We start from the raw sequence: 19,444 nt of genomic DNA on the forward strand, positions 1-19,444 counted from the left end.
AGATACGTTCTTGGGAGAACGTATCTGGATCCTTCGCTTTGCTCAGGATGACGAATGGGATGGGACGATGTTATGCATCAGCGGCAGGTGCTTCTGCAGATTCAGCTTCCTTGGGTTCGTCCTTGCGACCGAAAGCGAAAACCTTGTCGCAGGCGGAGTTAAAGCGCTGCCAGGTCTTTTCGGAATGTTCGCGAGGTACTGCACCCACTTCCTTCCAGAGGCGACGGAGATGCTTCACCTTGTTCATGGAAGCGCCTACAGTGGATTCGTTCAGGTCATTGAGAAGTTCTTCGGCCTGTTCGCAGAGCAACAGCTTCTTCTGAAGGTTGTTCTGGCGAGCCTGTTCCTGAATGTCAAGCTGATCGCGACGACGGGTAAAGAAGTCATCGCAAGCTTCACGGAAGGCCTTGTAGAGGCTAGAATCTTCTGCACCGCAGGAACCGATTTCGCGCCATTCCTTCTGGATTTCGCGAACTGCGTCAGCCAGCTGGTTGGAACCAGCGCTTTCTGCAAATTCCTTGACCTTTTCGATCATTTCCAGCTTCTTGGTCTTGACTTCGGCCAGAGCTGCAGTGAGAGCTTCGTCTGCACTTGCCAGGCGTGCCAGCACCTTGTTGTAGGCGGTGCTGAAACGTTCGCTAATAGATTCGATTGCTTCCTTGGGAACCATGCCCAGGGACTTGAATTCTGCTTCCAGAGCCTTCAGGTCTTCCAGGGTGCCCTGGCCTGCAGCGTCCATAGCTTCCACCTTTCCGCAGACTTCGCCCTTGGCGTCCAGATTCTTCTGCTTGGAGGCGTCCATCTCTTCGAAGTGGGCGCGCTTCTTTTCGAAGAAGGCGTCGCAGGCGGTACGGAAACGAGTCCAGATTTCGTCGGACTTGCTCTTGGGTACGGGACCGGTTGCCTTCCAGGCATCCTGGAGCTGCTTCAACTTGTTGGAAGTGGCATTCCAGTCGCTGGATTCCTGAATTGCTTCTGCTTCCATGCAGAGGGCCACCTTCTTTTCGTAGTTGGCTTCGCGGGAAACGTCTTCAGCCTTCAGGTTTTCCTTATGCTGGGCGTAGAATGCATTTGCTGCTGCCTTGAAACGTTCTGTCAGGGCGGCCACATTTTCCTTGGGGACCATACCGATGTTCTTCCAGCTTTCCTGGAGTTCCTGCATGGTCTTGAACTTGTCCTTCCAGAAGATTTCTGCGTTGGCAACCAGTTCTTCGATCTTGGCGCAGATGGCTTCCTTGTCAGCCAGGTTCTTCAGGCGTTCGTTGTTCATTTCTTCAATGAAGGGAGCGCACTTTTCCTTAATCTTTTCGTAGTTGCTCTGGAAGTGGTCGCGGTATTCCTGGAGCTTGGCTGCAGAGATAGGACCGATTTCCTTCCAGCGGTTAGCAATATCACGGAGCTTGTTCAGAAGATCCTGGCTAGGTTCTTCCTGAGTCATGGCATCCATTTCGGTGAGCAGTTCGTCGCGGGACTGTTCGTTGCGCCAGTTTTCCCACTGCTGCATTTCCTGGAAACGGCTGGTGGCGGCCTTGTATTCCTGCCACAGGTCATGATACTTGAACTTCTGTTCGCCGACGATTTCCTTCCACTGGTTGTAGCAGTCACGAACCTTCTTGTTCAGTTCGCGGAAGTCTTCGTTTTCGTCGAAGGACTTGACCTTTTCGATAAGAGCGCGGAGCTTTGCGGAATTTTCTTCCACCAGCTTCTGGGCGCCTTCGGTAAAGGCGGAAATCTTTTCCGATAGTTTGTTCCTAATGGAGTTGTAATTCTGGAGAACAGGATCTTCGCCTTCCAGGAGGGGAAGCTTTTCCCATTCACGAACGATGGCGTGGAGGTACTTGCCGGTGTTTTCATTTACGTCAGTATCGGCCAGTGCCTGGAGACGTTCCAGCAGTTCCGGACGGGCGGATTCATCTGCCGCTTCACCTTCGGGAACTTCCACCACCACAGGCTTCTGGATTTCCTGAATCTTGAAGAAGGCGTTGTTGTAACGCTTGATGAGGCTTGCTTCCATCAGGTTCTTGCCGTCATTCCACAGTGCGACGATTTCGTCTACACGTTGTGCAGAATCCTTGACCTTGTTGTCGGAAATAATCTGTTCAAGTTCTTCCAGGGAAGAAGAAAGGGCTGCAATCTTTGCTGCCTTTTCTGCTGCTGCCTTTTCGGCGGCAATCTTTTCGGCGTTGGCTTCGTCACAGAACTTATTGAAACTTGCGTAGACTTCGTCCAGGGCGGCCTGCTTGTCGCCCATGCCTAGAGCGCGTGCTTCTGCCATGAGTCCGTCGAACTGTGCCTTGACGGACAGGGGATCCTTCTGGGCTGCCAGGTGGTGTGCCTGACCGAGAAGTGCGTCCTGCTTACCTGCAAGGAGGGCTGCAGCCTTCTTGCCACCGTCTTCAGCTTCCTTCTTGGCGCGAATCTTGTCAGAGACAAGCTTGCGTACGGAAGTGTGCTTGGAATTCTTGGCGATGTCTGCCATCAATGCGTCGGAGTCCACCTTCTTGGCGGCGATGGTTGCAATTTCTTCGCTTGCATCACGAGTTGCCACACCGGCTAGAACGCTTGCCTTCTTGCAGGAGTTGACCAGTTCCTTGCGAACAGCTTCGCAGGTGGTGTTGCTCTTCAGCAGGTCGTCTGCAAAATGGGTTTCCTTCAAGTCGTTCAGCAGGGCAAGGTCTTCGCTAGATGCTTCTTTAATATTCTTAAGCTTCTTGAATGCTTCGTCCTGGTAGCGGTTCTTAGCCAGGGTCTTGACGCTTTCGTCGCTATCGTTTACGGAAATAGCTTTCAGCACCTTGAGGCTTGCTACTTTCTTTACTGCTGCGGTACGAACTTTTACATCAGGATCGGAATTGGCCAGAGACTCAATAATGCTCTGATCGTTGACTTCCTTTTCTACGGCGGTAGCGCGTACAGCGGGGTCAGACTTTTTCCAATTCGGCTTCACAAAATCAAAAAGGCTCATAAAAAATCTCCAATGGGTAGGTAGACCATGATATCAGGTCTATATAACATAATCTAATTAAAAAATATTTTGTCAACCGACAAAAATCGGTTTTTAGGGGATTTTGGGGGGCGGGTTTAACTATCTTTGCCCTCATGGCAAAGCGTATTCCCAAAATCATTCCGCCGGAGGAAATTAAGACCAAGGTAAAGTCTGCGTCTCTTACGCAGTTTTGCGAAGTCTATGTCCCCATGGCGCCTGCGGTTTACACTTATGGTGTACCCCAGGGGGTAACCCTTTGCCGAGGAAATTTGGTGTGGGTGCAGTTTGCCACCCGAAAGAAGCCTGCCCTTGCTGTGGTATCCAAGGTCCACGGTAATCGCCCCTCCTTTGATGTGCGACTGGCCGTTCCTCACCAATCCGGCTTTTCATTCTCCGAAAGGTATATGGAGAATCTGGAATGGACGGCTAGTTATTATATAAGCACTCCCATGAAGGCGCTCTTTGTCTTCTGGCCCGCGGACTTCGAGAAGTTTTTGGAGGCATATGCCGCAAGGTCCCCGAGCAACGCCGAGGGACCGCAGAATGTCGCGGGTTTGCCGCAGGTTGCCGCTGGTGTGTCGCTGGACGTCGCGGGTTGTGGGCTGCCGCCGAAACCATCGGACTTGCCGCCCCTCACTTTAGAACAAAAGAACGCACTGGACTCTCTGGTCGCCGATTTGGACGGCTCTGGTTTTAGAGGGACCTTGCTTCACGGCGTCACTGGTTCCGGCAAGACTCGCGTCTATCAGGAACTTGCCTACGAGGCGCTTTCCCGCGGGAAGAAGGTGTTGATTCTCGTTCCGGAAATTGGTCTTACCCCTCAGACGGCGTCCCGCTTTGAAAGTTTCCTGCAGGTCCCCGTGGTGGTGTTGCATTCGGCTTTGTCCACTCCCAAGAAGCGGGCTGGATATGTTTCCATTATGGATGGGTCTGCCCGAGTGGTGCTGGGAACCCGCAGTGCTATTCTCGCTCCCTTTGATTTTGACCTGGTGATTATTGACGAGGAACATGACTCTTCCTTCAAACAGCAGGATCCTGCGCCTCGCTATCACACTCGTGACTTGGCTTTCCATCTGGCGTATAAGCACGGGGCTCTTGTGGTCTTGGGCAGCGCTACCCCAAGTCTCGAAACGTATCATAACGTGTCTGCCGGCCACCTGAAGGTGCTCCGCTTGAAGGAACGAGCCACTCAGGCGCCTATGCCCCAGGTCAGTATTCTGGACATGTGCAAGATGCGCCAGCAGAAAGGTATCATGCTGTCTCCGCAGTTGCGAGAAGCCTTGACGGATTGTGTGGCGGGGGAGGGACAGGCCATTGTCCTGATGAACCGTCGCGGTTACTCGAAAATACGAGTTTGTTCTGAATGCGGGGAAACGCTTTACTGCAAGGACTGCCATGTCCCTCTGGTTTATCACAAACAGTACAGTTCCCTGATGTGCCATTACTGCGGGAGACTTTACCCGGTGAACTCTCCCTGCCATAGCTGTGGGGCGGAAACTTATGAGTTCGTGGGCGGAGCCATCGAAATGCTGGAAGACGAAATTCAGGAGTGGGTGCCCGGCGCTAAGGTCGTCCGTATGGATCGTGACACCACCCAGAATGTAGGCGCCAGCGAAAAGATTCTGGACTCCTTCCGCAATCGGGAATACAATATTTTGATTGGTACCCAGATGGTGGCTAAGGGCCACGACTTCCCGGGGGTGCGGCTGGTTGGCGTCGTAGGCGCCGACTCCGGCCTGGGCATTCCGGATTTCCGCTCCAGCGAGAAGATGTATCAGCTGTTGAGCCAGACTGCGGGCCGCGCTGGCCGTGCGGGAGATGTGCCTGGTCAGGTTTTCATCCAGACTTTAAAGCCTACGGAACCGGTCATGCAATTTGCGGTCCATCACGATTTTGATGGATTTGCGGCCAAGGAAGTGCAGGACCGTCAGGATGCGTTCTACCCGCCGTTCTGTAAGCTGGTGGAAATCAGCTGCGGCAGCCGGGACGAAGGAGCCCTGACAACTGCGGTGAATCAACTGGAACAAATATTACGTGCAGAAAAATCCCTGCTGGTCCTTGGACCTGTGGATGCTTTTATCTCTATGGTCCAGAACATCCATTGGGCAAAACTCTACGTCAAGACTAAAGATCTCGCCCTTGTTCGCCGCATTCTTTCTCCCATCGTAAACAGCCCGAAGCCATGGGCCCCGGGCGTTGATATTAAAGTCGAGATAGATTAGCCCAAAGCAAGGCGTCGCGGGCAGGTGAAATTTGGACGATTTCGGAATTTTGTAGTGCAAATGCCCCAAAAAAGAGGATTTTGCACTAGGGTTTTGTCCTTGCGAAGGATAATACCCTGGATGGCGTAGTGTTGAGAAAGGGGAAAGTCCCTTTTTTGCACTAGTGGACTAGTGCAAAAAAATAAAAAATACAACTAATGCACTAGCCTGGAAATTAGTTTGTCTTTGATTCGGCGAAAATCGTAGTGCAAATAATTGTTTTTGCAATGGCTTGCACTACGATTTTGCAAAACGGCCACTCGGCCGGGAGCAACGACTTATCAGAATGACGAATGAGGATTATTTCTTGAGAATAGCTCTCAGTTCTTCTGCGGCTTTTTCCACGTCGTCGTTGACGATGGTGTACTCGTACTTGCCTTGAGTCTGGGCGAATTCCACTTCCTTCTTGGCATTATGGAGGCGGAGCTGGATTACTTCTTCGGAATCGGTGCCGCGACCGCGGAGGCGACGTTCCAGTTCTTCGTCACTGGGCGGCAGAATCAAGATGCCGGTAGCTTCCGGGTAAACCTTGTCAAAGTTCACCTTGCCGAAAACGTCCAGGTCGAACAACACGCGGTTGCCTTCTGCCAATGTCTTTTCCACAAAGCTCTTGGGAGTGCCGTAATAGTTGCCGTGGACTTCATTGTATTCAATGAGACCGTCGTTCTTGATCAGTTCTTCAAATTCCTCGCGGGTCTTGAAGAAATAATGAACGCCATCCACTTCGCCTTCGCGAGGCTTGCGGGTGGTAGCGGAAATGGAATACTTGATGTCGGGAAAATCTGGCAGGACCATCTTCTGCAAGGTGGACTTACCAGCGCCACTGGCGGAACTCATCACAAACAATTTATTCTTCATAATTCAAACCTCAAAATTCAAAACTCGTAACTAGTAATTCATAATTCATAATTCATAATTCGTAATTCAAGACTAGTTACTTCTTGTCTTCAATATAAAGCGGGCGCTGCTTGACTTCGTCGTAGATACGTCCGATGTATTCGCCCAAAATACCGATGGTCATGAGCTGCACGCCGGAGAAGAATACGATGGCGGTCATGAGGGATGCCCAGCCCGGTACGGTGGTAGCGGGGTTGACGATCTTTTCCACGATGGACCAGACGAAAACGCCAAAGCCAACGATGGTTGCGAAAATACCCATATAGAAGCTGATCTTCAGGGGAGAAGAACTAAATCCGGTAATGCCATCTAGGGCGAGTCGGATCATCTTCTTCAGCGGATACTTGGAGGTGCCTGCGGTACGTTCTGCACGGTCGTACTTGACGCCAATCTTCTTGAAGCCTACCCAGCAAACCAGACCGCGAAGGAAACGACTACGTTCCGGCAGGTTCTTCAGCTGATCTACAACGCAGCGGTCCATCAAGCGATAGTCACCGGTGTCAGGGGGAATGTCGATGCTGGTCAGCTTGCCGATAATGCGATAGAAGGCAAATGCGGTAAACTTCTTGAAAATGGTTTCGCCGGCACGCTTGTTGCGCTGGGCATAAACCACCTGGTAACCTTCGCGCCATTTTTCCAGCATTTCGTGAATCAGTTCGGGAGGGTCCTGCAGGTCGCCGTCAATGATGACTACAGCATCACCGATGGCGTGATCCAGGCCTGCGCTAAAGGCTGCCTGATGGCCGAAGTTGCGGCTGAAGTTCACAATCTTGTTGTTGGGATTGCTGGGCAACTTGCTTTCTACGATTTCGCGGGTGCGGTCCTTGGATCCGTCGTTGACGAAAATCAGTTCGTGTTCCACATCCTTCAGGACTTCTTCTAGAACGTTGTAGGTCTTCTCTACGATTTCTTCTTCATTGAATACGGGAATAATTACGGATAATAACATAGGTCAGTCTCTGTTACGGAATAAGAACGGGATTAACAATGTCCACATGGTCGCAGTTGTTGGATTCCAGCTGGAGTGTGGTAATCATTAGCTTTTTGACGCCTTCGATATTTACGTTCAGTGATCCCAAGGTTTCTGCAGTGAAGGTTTCGCTTTCATACAGGACCTTGCTGTCTCCTGCAATCTGGATTCTTGCGCCGTCACCACAAAGGGATTCTTCATCCAGACCGAAGGATGCCTGGAATGTCTTGTACTTGCCATCGATGTTATAGATGGTGGTGGAGGGGGCGTGAATGCCCAATCCGTAGGCGTATTGCTTACCGGCAATCTTCATGGTGTTTCCATCAATACTTTCGTTCTTGTGGAAATTGCCCCAGCCCTGTTGGTGACTTTCGTAGGAAAGATTCACCAGCGGGGTAGCGCCGTTGACGTTGTGGAAGTAATACTTCTGGATGTCGGCAATGGATTTGCGCTTCAAGTTGTCGTATACTACATAACGGATGGTGCTATAGCCTGCGTTCAATTTGCTTTCAGAATAGTTCAGCTGGATGCTGCCTCGAATGTAGGGACCGTCGCCTGTCTTTTCTCCGTTGACGTAAACGGCGTAGGACCAGTCATTGATGGCGTTCCCTCTTTCGTTCAGGCTGAAGGCAATTCGTAACCCCGGCTTTCCTGCTAGTGTGTCCGTGGGAACGACAAAGGTAGGTTCTTCAACGGCAATAATATTTACCGGATTATAGTTTCTGCGGCCGTTGAACTTTGCGATTTGAACCCAGTAGTTGTTGGTAATCAACATGTTGGTTACCCCTTCCATGTCCATTTCGCGTTCAAAGACGTCGCAGGTGGTGGGAATGCGGTGTTCCACGGCCTTCTTGTGGTAAGTCTGGCTGTCCCAGCAGTCTAGACCACGAATGTAGTAGACTTCGCCTTGATACTTGTCTACGAGATTTTTCAACTCGTCACTAGACATCTGGCGGGCTCTATCGTAGTGGATGGAGGAAATTCCGTAACCAATGAAGTGCCAAGGCCTTCCGTAAATGAAGAGCCTGTCCTTTTGGGGCATGGTTGAAAGCCAGCGGAGAATTTCGGATTCTTCCGTGGTCAGGTGGTTACGGTTGTACATGACGTTCTTGTTGAAGTCTTCCTTGTAGTGGAATGTCCAGGCGGTAAAGCCGGCACCTACCAGGAGGCCGAGAACGCAAGCCACGGTGGTAAACGTCTTGGGGTTGCTGATCAGCTTGGTGGAGAACAAAATCAGGTAGGCTACAGGGATGGCTCCCAGGATTGCCATGGTGGGGAGCATGACCAGGCTATAGCGCTGGTTGATTTCGATGGTAAAGTCACCGGAGACGTTTTCTAGAATTACATAGGTCTGCAGGTGGTAAAGAACCAGGAAAATTAGGAATTCCAGGAAGAAGAAACGGTACTTGTCTTTGCGGGTAAAGGCATCGAAGAGAGCCTTGAGGATCAGGGAGATTCCGCCGATGGCAAACAGGTAGTTAAAGTAGGTGAGGAAGGGATTCACCAGTTCGCCCTTGTCATTCAGGGGCTTTGTCATTACTTCCCAGTTCTTGGAAACGTCTTCCAGGAAGTGGCCGTGAGCCTCAAATTCACCGCCCTGGAATCCAAAACCCTGGAAGTAGCTGATGGTTAAAAGCACCGGCACGGAGAAGAGGGATAGGGTCACAAAGAATGCGGGGGCTTTGAAACTCTTCTCATTCAGAAGTTTGGGCAATGCCACCAGAATGAAGGGTGCGAAGCAGAATACGGTTTCCTGGCGAGTCTGGGCGAAGAAGGCGAGAATCAGGGCGAAAAGGACCCAATGCTTAAGGGTGTTGCGGTCAAATGCCCAGCGGAAAGTCAGTACGGAAAGTGCGGAAAGGAAAATGTAAAGCGGTTCCACGGACATGGAACGGAACTGGAATAGTACGGTGGGCTGTAGCGCAGTAAGGAGTGCTGCGAAGAATGCCAGGAGGGGCTGCCTAGTCCAGGCCACCACTGCAAGGAACATGAGAAGTACTGCCAGAGGCAACAGCAAAAGTTCGAAATTGAAAATCCAGTGAAGATCCGTTCCCAGCAGGGGAATGCCTAAGGTGTACAGGAAGGAAAGTCCCTTGGTCTTGAAACTGTTGGACTTGGAAACGCAATTGAGACCGCCGTCCTGGAAGTAGCCCTGGTTACAGGTTCCGGATTCCTGGTTGTAATACATGTTCTGGGCCACAGACATGAAAACACTTTCGTCACTCTGTACGCGGTGACGAGCTTCGATTTGTGTGGCCGCAAAAATGGTTACAGCTAGTGTGAAAAGAACCATGAGGATGGTGAACTTCTTTTCCGGCAGGATGGTCTTGATCCAGTTCCTGAAATCCTTCTGCAACAGTACGAAGAGTACGATGGAGGCAATGAACTGGATCGCAAACAAGGGGAAGGGAAGGTACAGATCCAGCTGCTGGATGATATCCTTGTGGCCAATATTGGGGGCGAGATATACCAGAAAGGGAATCGCCATAGATGCGATAATGCCTATGATGGTTCCCGGGTGGGCGAGGTTCTTCAAAATACGTAAAACAGTCGCTTTCATCAAAAACTCCTAAGTGCCCGAAATATAGATAAAAGATTTGTATATATTCAAGGATGGTATTTCCTGAAGGTTAATGTGAAGCGTTTATTGTTTCTGCTGTTTCTGTTTTTTCTGCTTTTGACGGGATGTGCAAATCCTACGGAGTCCCGCATATATCATCCTCTGGATAAGCCGGAAAAAAGTAAGGCGGAAGTTGTCAAGTACGAGGGCGTTATTCCCAAGACCCAGTCTAGAGAGCTTGCTTATGAATCTCGGACGGAAACGGATACAACTTTATTTATGATAGACCGGTTCTGTTACGATCCCCAGAATGATTATATCGTTTTACCCAGCGCTCAGGGTTATTCGACAGATCGCTGGTTCTATGACGATTCTCTTAATAAAGGCCTATTTACAATTATCCCGAAAGATAGCATCACAATATGCAAGAAAGGTTTTAAGAATAACTCCTATTTAAGTAGGAACCATCCGTTGCATGGTATTGTTTGGGGGGCGTTGACGGGAGGAATCGTATTGGGTTTTTCGGGGCTTGCTGGTGGATGGATCGCCGCCTTCATGGCTCAGGACGGCACTGTTTGGGGGCAGATGATTGCGCTTGGTGCAGCTATCGGAGCTGGAATTGGGGCGTCCATTGGACTGCTTGTGGACGGAGCGCCTAATATGGACAAGCCCGTAGAAGATGAAGCGTATCGGTGCGATGAGTATTTATCCGAGTCTGAATTGGTTGCTTTGTTGAACGACAACAAGTGTTATTAGGAGAGGGAACATGAAACATTTATGTTGCTGCTTGTTCCTTTTTCTTACTGTTTTCTCCTTCGCTGAAGATTCCTTGCCGGAACGGACTCTCGAGGGCTATCGTATTATACGCATTAGACCGGAAGAGACGAAAGCTTACAAGGATAGCGTTTATCATGCGCAACATTATGTGATGGATAGTGTTACCCACACGGAAATCACGGTAGAGGAAGCCAAGATGAGGGTGGTGCCTCTGGATTGGAATTTAGGACTTGGCATAACGCTGGGGTATATGGACTTAGCGAGTGCGGATTACGAAATTCAGGATTATAGGGAAAGAAGCGATACTACAGGGAAATTTAATGGGATCTCTTTTTCGGTAGGAATCGTTGCTCAAATTCCCATTGGGGTGTATAACGATGTCGCCTTACGGCTGGGAGTGTTGTATGAGTACTCGTTTTCGAAAAATTCAGAAAGCTTTTTAAGAAGAGAAAAGGATGAGCTTGTGGAGGAACGTCGAGATCTGGAACAGACTCGCTTGGCCATTCCGATGTTGCTAGCCTTCAAGGGCGCTCGGTGGAATGTAATGTTTGATGTAGGCGCTCAGGTAAACATTCCATTAACGGCTAGTTTAGGATCGGAAAATTTGATTAAAAAGAATCTTCGGTCATCTGTGGATTACGACCTTATTTTTGGTATGTGTGTTATTTTGGCGGATCATTTTAATCTGGACTTGAGATGGAACGTGCAGATGAGTGAGTCGTTTAACAAGGATTTTGCCGCGCATGTTTATAATTTTCATTCCGTTGGAATCGTCCTTGGGGTTTCCTACCTTCTTTTTTAGCCCGTTGAATAGGTCTGCTGAAAACATGGAAACTGCACTGATGTTCAGTAAAAGCACCTGTTTTTCATTGGAAAGTGCGTTTTTCCCCTTTTCGACTTGAGCGCCTAGTATAAAAAAACTACATTTGGCACACATTTTTAGGCGGCTCATCGCCTGTTATATAGAGAGAGGTAAAAAAGTGCAAGACGCGATCGTTACTAAAGCGGCCGACAACGTTCGAATTCTTTCCGCTGCCATGGTGCAGAAGGCTAAGTCCGGTCATCCGGGTGGAGCCATGGGTGCAGCAGACGCTATCACCCTGCTTTTCGCAGAATTCCTCCGCTTCGATCCTGAAAACCCCAACTGGGAAGCTCGTGACCGTTTCTTCATGGATCCGGGTCATATGTCCGCACTTCTTTATTCCGAACTTGCCATTCAGGGCAAGCTCAACATGGAAGACCTGAAGAACTTCCGCCAGCTGAACAGCCGTACTCCGGGCCATCCCGAAGTAGACTTCGCACTGGGCATCGAAAACTCCAGCGGTCCTCTGGGCATCGGTCACGCTGTGGCCCTGGGTAACGCCATTGCAGAACGCTTCATGGTGGAACGTTTCGGCGACATCCTGAACCACAAGGTGGTTTGCCTGGTTTCCGATGGCGGTCTGGAAGAAGAAATCGCCTACGGCGTGGGCCGCGTTGCTGGTCATCTCAAACTCTCTAACTTGATTTTCTTCTACGATGCAAACCAGGTCCAGCTGTCCTGCCGTTGCGAAGACGTGATGAGCCACGACTTCAAGAAGCAGTACGAAGCATGGGGCTTCCGCGTTATCGACGTGGCTGACGGTGACCACATCGCCTCTCTCCGTGAAGCCTTCAAGGCTGCATGGGCAGAAACTGAAAAGCCCACTATCGTGATCGGTCACACCACCATGGCTAAGGGCGCCATTGCTGAAGATGGCAAGTCCTTCGAAGGTGCTGTTTCCACCCACGGCCAGCCGCTTAACGCTGCAGGCGCTTCTACCGACGCTACCGTCAAGAACTTGGGTGGCGATCCGGCTGATCCGTTCAAGATTTTCCCCGACGTTGCTGAAGCTTTCGAAGCTCGTAAGGCCGAACTCCGCAAGGAAGTTGAAGCTTGGAAGAAGGCTAAGGCTGCTTGGGACGCTGCAAATCCTGAAAAGGCTGCAACCCTCAAGGATTGGCTCTCTGGCAATGCCCCGAAGATCGACCTCTCTGGTCTGGAACTGAAGGAAGGTGTTGCAACTCGCGTGACCTCCGGTACCGTTCTCGGTCACCTGGCTGAAAACGTGAAGAACTGCATCTGCTCCTCTGCTGACCTTTCTAACTCCGATAACACTCAGGCATTCCTGAACAAGACCGGTATCTTCCGCGCTAACGACTTCAAGGGCGGCTTCGTCCAGGTGGGCGTTGCAGAACTGACCATGGGTGCTATCTGCTGCGGTATCGCTCTTCACGGCGGTCTCTACCCGATTTGCGCCACCTTCTTTGTGTTCAGCGACTTCATGAAGCCGGTGTTGCGTATGGCTGCCCTCATGGGTCTGCCTGTGAAGTTCATGTACACCCACGACAGCTTCCGCGTTGGCGAAGACGGTCCTACCCACGAACCTATCGAACACGAAACCCAGATTCGCCTTCTGGAAGGTCTCAAGAAGACTCACGGCCCGAACAAGGGCAAGTCCGAAATGCTGGTGCTCCGCCCGGCCGACGCTTTTGAAACTGTGGTCGCATGGGAAATGGCTTTCGAAAATAACGATAGCCCCACTACCTTGATCCTGACCCGCCAGAACGTGAAGACTCTTCCTGGCGATCGCAAGGTTGACGCTGCCAAGTGCCGCAAGGGTGCTTACATCGTTAGCGACAACTGCGGTTCTGCCCGTCCGGACCTCACTTTCGTTTCCAACGGTTCCGACGTTCTCCTGACTCACGACGCTGCAGAAGTTCTCCGCGCCGAAGGCCTGAAGGTCCGCGTGGTCTCCATGATCAGCCCCGCACTCTTCCAGAGCCAGAGCAAGGAATACCGCGATTCCATCATCACTCCTTGGACTCCGGTGTTTGCAAAGTCCAGCGGCCTCCCGCTGCTGTTCGCTCAGGTCGTAGGTGGCTTCGGTAAGGTTTCCGGTCTGGAACGCTTCGGTGCTTCCGCTCCGGCAGGCGTCCTGGAAAAGGAATTCGGTTATACTCCCGAAGCTGTGGTTGCCGAAGCTAAGGCATACCTGGCTGAATACAAGGCTAACGTCGCTGAGTTTAAGGCCGCCAACTAACTCATAACTCGTAATTCATAACTCTCATGATTTGCCCGTTCTGCAAGAAAGATAACGATAAGGTTGTAGATAGCCGCGCTATTGGCAGCTATATCCGTCGTCGTCGCGAATGCGTCGAATGCGGTCATCGTTTCTCTACTCGCGAATACGTGGAACTTCAGCCCCTCACGGTAATCAAGCGCAGTGGCGAACGTGAAGCTTTCCAGCGGGAAAAGCTGATGAAGGGCATCATGAACTCCTGCAAGAAGCGTCCCCTTTCTACTTCGGATATCGAACAGGTGGCAGTCAATGTGGAAAACGCATTGACCGTTACCGAAAACTTCGAAGTGTCCTACGAGCAGATTGGTAACCTGGTCATGCAGGAACTGAAAAAGCTTGACCCTGTGGCCTACGTCCGTTTCGCTTCCATCTATCGTGAGTTCAAGGAAGTGGGTGAGTTTGTGGACCAAATCAAGAGCTTGGACAAGTAAAAGCAAGGAGCCGCAAGGCTCCTTTTTTAATTCAGTTCCGCGGATAAGTGCCCGTCGTAATTCATGTCCCGAATTCGTCTTAATGCCTGATCCCGCAGTTGGCGAACCCGCTCCCGGGAGACGTTGATTAACTTGCTTTCTTCCCGAACACTTCTTGCGTAGTCGGTATCAATCCCGTTAAGATTCTTGATGACTTCACGCTCCTTATGGGGAAGCTTATTCAGAATTTTCCTTAGGAATCTTTTCATCAAGTCCTTTTCTGTTTCGTGGTCCGCGGGGGCGGTTCCGTGATCGCAGAAGGTTTCATCCAGAGGGCTGGCGGGTCTGCTCATGACCGCATCCAACTGCCTCATATCGGGGCTTAATTCCCCACCGCCCTGACAGACTTTCTTTGCTTTTTTCAGCTGGAGTTGTTGATTGAGGGGGAGCCGCACCAGGCTCCCTTTTTCGCTGATGGCTCGTGTAATACTAGCCTTGATCCACCACACGGCATAGGTAATAAAACGTACCCCTCGGCTGGGATCGTAATAGCCGATGGAATTCCACAGCCCCATGGCGCCTTCGTTAATCAGCTCCTCTTGAGTCAGGCTGTTATTGCTGTAATTGTTCGCCACCTGGATGACGAACCGCATGTTGGCCCGCAGGATTTTTTCCTTGGCGCTGCGGTTGCCTTTCTTCGCCAGTGGAATCAGGATGTCTTCTTCTTCGCGGGTGAGGGGTCGGTCCGACTTGAACTTCTCTTTGATCCATTTCATGATTTTTCCTTTTTGTTGAGGGTCTCTTTCTAAATACGGACCTTATTGAAGTTTCGCTCCACATTTTTTATTTTTGTGTCATGGCCGATTGGAAAAAACTTTTGCAGCAAGCCCACGAAAAACGCAAGCCTCTTTTTGAGGTGACGGACGCCTATCGCGTGGTGAACGGTGCTGCCGATGGATTTCCCGGTCTCACCCTGGACCGCTTTGGTAGTCGTTTCCAGATCCAGTATTTTGGTCCGGAATTGCTGCGCCAGAAAAACGCCATTGTTGCCGCCATTGGGGATCTCTTAGCGCCGGATTGCCTGGTGGTGAAGGAACGCCTTTCCAGCTCCGGAAGGTCCCTGGAAAATCCTCCCATGGAAGTTCTGATTGGTGACCCCGCAGGTTCTGTAGGCACGGTTTTTGAAGGCCCTGCGAAGTTTAACGTGGACCTGCTGGATACGATAAACCCGGGCCTGTTTCTGGATATGCGCTCCATCCGCCTGGAAGTGGGGACGCGCTGCGAAGGCAGACGTTTCCTGAACCTGTTCAGTTATACTTGCTCCTTCTCTGTACATGCCCGTCTGGGCGGTGCCGCGATTGCTACTAACGCAGACATTAGCGGAAAGATTCTGGACAAGGGCCGCGCCAACTTCGCATTGAACGGTCTGGATTTACGTCCCGGCGAATTCTTTAAGGGAAATGCGGTGGAGTACGTTCATTGGGCTCAGAAGAAGGGCTTGAAGTTTGACGGCATCGTGCTGGATCCGCCCAGCTTTGCACGTTTCAAGGGAACCAACTTCAACGTTCGCGAACACCTGATGCCTCTGGTTTCTGACTGCGCCACGCTGCTGAATCAGGGCGGCTTCTTTATGGTCAGTTCCAACTATAGTGAATTTGAATTGAACAGCTTTGCACGTAGTGTTCGTGACGCCGTGGGCGCTGTTCATCCCCATGCAAAAACATCCTGGAAGAAATCCCAGGATATTGACTTTGTGGCCAGCGGCAGTTCTAAGGATTCCTGCCTGGTGGCGACTCTTGTGGAAGTTTAATGGCGAATTTTCCGCCGATTAATCTTCCCCTTCCATTTCGATCTTAAGTTCTTTCAGCTTACGCCAGAGGGTGGCGCGGCTGATGCCCAGCTTCTTGCAGACTTCCGTCTTGTTATTCTTGCAGAGGCTCAGGGCGTGCAGAATATGGCGACGTTCCATTTCCTCCAGGGAGAGGATGTCTTCGTCTACAGGGGTGGCCACTGGGGTGGGCGCGATGGGTGCTCCTACTGCGGGAGCGGGCTTTGAAAATTCAATGACGCAGGGCTCCACAAAGTCTTTAGAATCCATAACGTCCGTGCTTGCGGCAGAACCAGTGACGTCGTCCTTTGCGCCAGGATTGTGGCAGATGGCCATGGTCTTTTCCTTGGCTTCCTGCTGGACGTTTTCCGGCAAGTCTTCCAGGCGGATGATTCCGTTTTCGGAAAGAACGATGGCGTGTTCCAGGATGTTTTCCAGTTCACGGATGTTGCCTGGATAAGGATACTTGGTCAGCGCGTAAAGTGCGGCCGGTTCCACATCCACAATTTCCTTGCCTTGACTGTCCTTGTTCTTCAGGATGAAGTACTTGATCAGGTTGGGGAGCGCTGCCTTGCGTTCGCGAAGGGGGGGCAACTGCAGGTGGAATGTGTTCAAGCGGTAGTAAAGGTCTTCACGGAAAAATCCGTTGACCATGCGGTCCTGAAGGTTACGATTGGTGGCCGCAATAATACGTACATCCAAGTAACGGGGATCCGTTTCGCCAACTCTACGAATTTCGTGACTTTGCAAAAAGCGGAGTAACTTCACCTGGGTAGCGGGGGAGAGTTCGCCCACTTCGTCCAGGAACAGGGTTCCGCCGTTGGCAGATTCGAACAAGCCTTTCTTGTCGCCGGTAGAGCCAGTGTAAGCGCCCTTCTTGCTACCGAACAGTTCGCTTTCCACCAGGTTTTCGGGAATGGCGCCACAGTTCACCGCCACAAAGGGTTCGCTTGCGCGCTTGCTGTAACGGTGTACCACGTTGGCCAGGAATTCCTTACCGGAACCAGATTCGCCGGTAATGAGAACGGTACTGTTGGTGGGAGCGATCTTGTAGACGGTCTTTAAAATCTTTCTCATCTCCGGAGTGTTGCCCAACAGGCTGTCCAGCACCTGGGATTCCATAAGCTGGTTGTTGGACTTGTTGTGGAGCTGCGCCTGGATTTTCTGGGCGGTGCTTTCCAGCTGGGAGATGGAAATGGGCTTCTTCAGGAAACTGTTTGCACCACGAGTGATGGCGCTTGCCGCTCCCTGCCAGTTACGGTCATCGCAAAGAACAAAGATCTCGATTCCCGGATGATGCTCCTTTAAAAAGCTCACCATGTCCATGTTTTCCTGCATGAGGAAAGGAACCTCGATAAAGGCGAGGTCCAGGGAGGCCTTTTTAACAAGCGTTAGGAGATCGCGTTCTTCTCGACAGCACAACAGCTCTGAGTCTGCGACAGACCAAGAGCGCTGGATGTCGCTGAGGAACTTCTGATCCTGATCAGCGATTAGAATGTTCATTGTTCGAACGATTGAAACAACCTATTAGGCGTGCTTCTTGATGATTTCTTCAACCTTGGCGCGGAGAGCCTGCAGGTCAACGGGCTTGTTGAATACTGCTGCAACGTCAAAGTGTTCTGCAGTGACCAGATAGTCGTCTGCTGCAGTACGGCCACCACCGCTCACGGCGATAGTACGATCAATCATATTCATGCGACGCAGGTCCAGAATCACTTCGAAGCCATCGCCATCCGGCATGATGATGTCGGTAATGACTACGTCGTACTTCTTGTTCTGGTACATGGTACGAGCAGACTTACCGCTGCTGGCGGTTTCAACTTCGTAGCCCTTAATTTCAAGGGCGGATTTCAGCATCAAATTAAACTGTTCGTCGTCATCAATAATCAGGATTGTGGACATGAGTCCTCCTTATTTTCATTTACCAAAGGCCAATATAGCTCAAAAGTAGTTCCTTTTCCCAATGTTGTCTGCACTGTGAAGTAGGCATTGCCCTCTTTTAGCAGTCTTAATGCGGAAGAAAGGCCTAAACCCAGGCCTTCACCCGGTGCTTTCGTGGTAAAGAAGGGGGCAAAGATGCGTTCCAGGGTTCCAGAGTCCATTCCGGTTCCGGTATCGGCTACGGAAATCTTGGCGTAATTTCCAGGTGGAATTGGGGGAACATAGGGAACAACCAACTGTTCCTTAAGCTCTGTTGCTTCCAGTTTGAAGGTCAGGCTTCCGCCCATTTCCTTCATGGCGAAGATGGCGTTGTTTGCCAGGTTGCTGATGACACGGTCCAGAGATGCTACGATACCGCTAATCTTCAAGCTGGTGTCCAGGTCTTCGCTGTTCACTGTAATGGTGGGCGGCAAGGTGAGGGAAATCTTCTTCACCACGTCTTCAATAATCATGTAAGGAGCAAAGACAATGGCAGGCGTTGCAGAACTTGCCTTACCTCGGATGGTGTCCAGCAATTCGTTCAGGGATGTCTTTCCTCGTTCGGCTGCCTTCAATGCTTCGGAAATAAACATGTAGGCCTGGTGGTCCTTGGGGAGCATTTCCTGGGCCAGCTGGCAGAACCCGATTTGGGAGCCGAGAATGTTGTTGTAGTCGTGGGCGAAGGCTCCGCACATGGTGCCCAGTTCTTCCAGACGGCTATGGATGAACTTCTGTTCCCGCAACATGTTTCGTTCCTGTTCAAGCCTGCGCTGTTTGGTCATGTCCACCATGATGCACAGCGTCTTGAAGGGGGGCTTTCCCTGCACAATGGGAATGTACATGATATCGAAGGTGGATACCGGTTCTCCTTCCTTAGTCAGCTTGTTTGCCTCGTCCAGAGAAATCTCCGCACCGTCCTTGTCTTCGTAGGAGGTGTAAGTCCCTACTTCACCTGTATCACGAGCTGTTGCTTCATAGACGGTTACTTTATCTGTAGAGTCGATGGTCCCTTCTAGGGATCCCTGCCTATCCAAATCCAATTGGTTCTGTTTCTGGTAAACACCCTTTTCGCTCTTGTACCAGACGCGGAAGGGAAGTGCATTAATAAGCGTGTTCAGAACATTTTCCTTTTCAGCCTTAATACTTGCTTCCTTATTCAGACGGTCCTGATAACGGACCAGGTCATGGGTATATTCCACATACTGTGCGTTTAGAGTTTTTAAGTTCTGCTGCAAGAGCATGGTTTTGGAAAGGTCTGTGAAGTAGGCAATGTTGATTGCCGTAGTGAGGGTCTGCCGGCTCTTGAAAAAATGAATCTTGAAGGAGTGTGCTTCTCCATTGATGCTCATCTTGATGTTATTGTAGATGACTTCACGGAAAAAGTCCAGGTTAGGCGGGAATATGCTACGGATGGATTTGCCCCGAATGTCTTCGGCCTTCAATCCCAACAACTTGCAGGCTCCACCATTGATGAAATCTATTTTGCCAAAGTCATCAAAGTAGATGATGCCATCTTCCATCTTGCTGATGAGCTTGCTTAAAAACCAGGCCGCGCCTTTGTTTTTTACAGTGGTAGAAGTAAAGTACTGACCACTCATAATGGTAACCAGGACTGTAAAGTACTGGTGCCAAATCATGTGGCGATTTCTAATCGCTAACGCATAATGTTGAACTTTTTCAAAAGATACTCATTTGGTGTTAGGTAGTCAAGCCTTTTTCTTGGTCTATTGTTCA

The 19,444-nt window shown here is 50.7% G+C and carries 14 protein-coding genes; 6 read left to right on the forward strand and 8 right to left on the reverse strand.

What is annotated here, in order from left to right:
* Window positions 1–70: 70 nt before the first annotated feature.
* Complete coding sequence (locus BUB59_RS03530; RefSeq protein WP_073225672.1) at window positions 71–2,965, reverse strand: DUF349 domain-containing protein; 2,895 nt, start codon at window positions 2,963–2,965, stop codon at window positions 71–73.
* A 134-nt stretch (window positions 2,966–3,099) separates the two neighbouring features.
* Here BUB59_RS03530 and priA point away from each other — a divergent pair, with 134 nt between their 5' ends.
* Window positions 3,100–5,208, forward strand: a complete 2,109-nt coding sequence (priA, locus tag BUB59_RS03535) for a replication restart helicase PriA (RefSeq protein ID WP_073225674.1) — start codon at window positions 3,100–3,102, stop codon at window positions 5,206–5,208.
* Window positions 5,209–5,547: 339 nt separating this feature from the next.
* Here the strand turns inward: priA and gmk are convergent, their stop codons facing one another.
* From gmk to BUB59_RS03550, 3 genes are all read right to left on the reverse strand, one after another.
* Window positions 5,548–6,105, reverse strand: a complete 558-nt coding sequence (gene gmk, locus BUB59_RS03540; protein WP_073225676.1) for a guanylate kinase — start codon at window positions 6,103–6,105, stop codon at window positions 5,548–5,550.
* Window positions 6,106–6,181: 76 nt separating this feature from the next.
* On the reverse strand, window positions 6,182–7,093 hold the full coding sequence (locus BUB59_RS03545) for a glycosyltransferase family 2 protein (RefSeq protein WP_073225678.1): 912 nt from the start codon (window positions 7,091–7,093) through the stop codon (window positions 6,182–6,184).
* Window positions 7,094–7,106: 13 nt separating this feature from the next.
* Entirely contained in the window at window positions 7,107–9,674 is a 2,568-nt protein-coding gene (locus BUB59_RS03550; protein ID WP_073225680.1) for an NPCBM/NEW2 domain-containing protein, read from the reverse strand.
* 75 nt (window positions 9,675–9,749) lie between these two features.
* Here BUB59_RS03550 and BUB59_RS03555 point away from each other — a divergent pair, with 75 nt between their 5' ends.
* From BUB59_RS03555 to nrdR, 4 genes are all read left to right on the forward strand, one after another.
* Entirely contained in the window at window positions 9,750–10,430 is a 681-nt protein-coding gene (locus BUB59_RS03555; RefSeq protein WP_143160209.1) for a hypothetical protein, read from the forward strand.
* Between the two features lie 10 nt (window positions 10,431–10,440).
* Complete coding sequence (locus tag BUB59_RS03560; protein WP_143160210.1) at window positions 10,441–11,253, forward strand: hypothetical protein; 813 nt, start codon at window positions 10,441–10,443, stop codon at window positions 11,251–11,253.
* 178 nt (window positions 11,254–11,431) lie between these two features.
* On the forward strand, window positions 11,432–13,513 hold the full coding sequence (locus BUB59_RS03565; RefSeq protein ID WP_073225685.1) for a transketolase family protein: 2,082 nt from the start codon (window positions 11,432–11,434) through the stop codon (window positions 13,511–13,513).
* Between the two features lie 26 nt (window positions 13,514–13,539).
* Window positions 13,540–13,983 carry a transcriptional regulator NrdR gene (nrdR, locus tag BUB59_RS03570; protein ID WP_073225687.1) on the forward strand — a complete coding sequence of 148 codons (444 nt, stop codon included), beginning with the start codon at window positions 13,540–13,542 and terminating at the stop codon, window positions 13,981–13,983.
* Window positions 13,984–14,009: 26 nt separating this feature from the next.
* Here nrdR and BUB59_RS03575 read toward each other — a convergent pair whose 3' ends face one another.
* Complete coding sequence (locus tag BUB59_RS03575; RefSeq protein ID WP_073225689.1) at window positions 14,010–14,738, reverse strand: sigma-70 family RNA polymerase sigma factor; 729 nt, start codon at window positions 14,736–14,738, stop codon at window positions 14,010–14,012.
* A gap of 80 nt (window positions 14,739–14,818) precedes the next feature.
* Between BUB59_RS03575 and BUB59_RS03580 the strand changes: the two genes are divergently transcribed.
* The gene (locus BUB59_RS03580) at window positions 14,819–15,772 is read left to right on the forward strand and encodes a class I SAM-dependent rRNA methyltransferase (RefSeq protein ID WP_073225690.1); all 954 of its coding nucleotides are present in this window, start codon (window positions 14,819–14,821) and stop codon (window positions 15,770–15,772) included.
* A gap of 18 nt (window positions 15,773–15,790) precedes the next feature.
* On the opposite strand, the gene BUB59_RS03585 is transcribed toward BUB59_RS03580, so the two are convergent.
* The 3 genes from BUB59_RS03585 to BUB59_RS03595 are packed head-to-tail and all read right to left on the reverse strand — an operon-like array spanning window position 15,791 to window position 19,347.
* Window positions 15,791–17,293, reverse strand: coding sequence for a sigma-54 dependent transcriptional regulator (locus BUB59_RS03585; RefSeq protein ID WP_073225692.1), 1,503 nt, complete (start codon window positions 17,291–17,293; stop codon window positions 15,791–15,793).
* Window positions 17,294–17,317: 24 nt separating this feature from the next.
* Window positions 17,318–17,692 (reverse strand): response regulator transcription factor, encoded by a 375-nt coding sequence (locus BUB59_RS03590; RefSeq protein ID WP_073225694.1) that lies wholly within the window; start codon window positions 17,690–17,692, stop codon window positions 17,318–17,320.
* Window positions 17,677–19,347 (reverse strand): ATP-binding protein, encoded by a 1,671-nt coding sequence (locus BUB59_RS03595; protein WP_073225695.1) that lies wholly within the window; start codon window positions 19,345–19,347, stop codon window positions 17,677–17,679. Before BUB59_RS03595 ends, BUB59_RS03590 begins: the two co-directional genes overlap by 16 nt.
* Window positions 19,348–19,444 lie beyond the last annotated feature (97 nt).

Origin of the sequence: Fibrobacter sp. UWEL (genome assembly GCF_900142535.1) — a bacterium.
GTDB lineage: Bacteria > Fibrobacterota > Fibrobacteria > Fibrobacterales > Fibrobacteraceae > Fibrobacter.

Coding starts and splice junctions, on each gene's coding strand:
- BUB59_RS03530 (WP_073225672.1), bottom strand. CDS start 2,965: ATGAGCCTTTTTGATTTTGTGAAGCCGAATTGGAAAAAGTCTGACCCC.
- priA (WP_073225674.1), top strand. CDS start 3,100: ATGGCAAAGCGTATTCCCAAAATCATTCCGCCGGAGGAAATTAAGACC.
- gmk (WP_073225676.1), bottom strand. CDS start 6,105: ATGAAGAATAAATTGTTTGTGATGAGTTCCGCCAGTGGCGCTGGTAAG.
- BUB59_RS03545 (WP_073225678.1), bottom strand. CDS start 7,093: ATGTTATTATCCGTAATTATTCCCGTATTCAATGAAGAAGAAATCGTA.
- BUB59_RS03550 (WP_073225680.1), bottom strand. CDS start 9,674: ATGAAAGCGACTGTTTTACGTATTTTGAAGAACCTCGCCCACCCGGGA.
- BUB59_RS03560 (WP_143160210.1), top strand. CDS start 10,441: ATGAAACATTTATGTTGCTGCTTGTTCCTTTTTCTTACTGTTTTCTCC.
- nrdR (WP_073225687.1), top strand. CDS start 13,540: ATGATTTGCCCGTTCTGCAAGAAAGATAACGATAAGGTTGTAGATAGC.
- BUB59_RS03575 (WP_073225689.1), bottom strand. CDS start 14,738: ATGAAATGGATCAAAGAGAAGTTCAAGTCGGACCGACCCCTCACCCGC.
- BUB59_RS03580 (WP_073225690.1), top strand. CDS start 14,819: ATGGCCGATTGGAAAAAACTTTTGCAGCAAGCCCACGAAAAACGCAAG.
- BUB59_RS03585 (WP_073225692.1), bottom strand. CDS start 17,293: ATGAACATTCTAATCGCTGATCAGGATCAGAAGTTCCTCAGCGACATC.
- BUB59_RS03590 (WP_073225694.1), bottom strand. CDS start 17,692: ATGTCCACAATCCTGATTATTGATGACGACGAACAGTTTAATTTGATG.
- BUB59_RS03595 (WP_073225695.1), bottom strand. CDS start 19,347: ATGATTTGGCACCAGTACTTTACAGTCCTGGTTACCATTATGAGTGGT.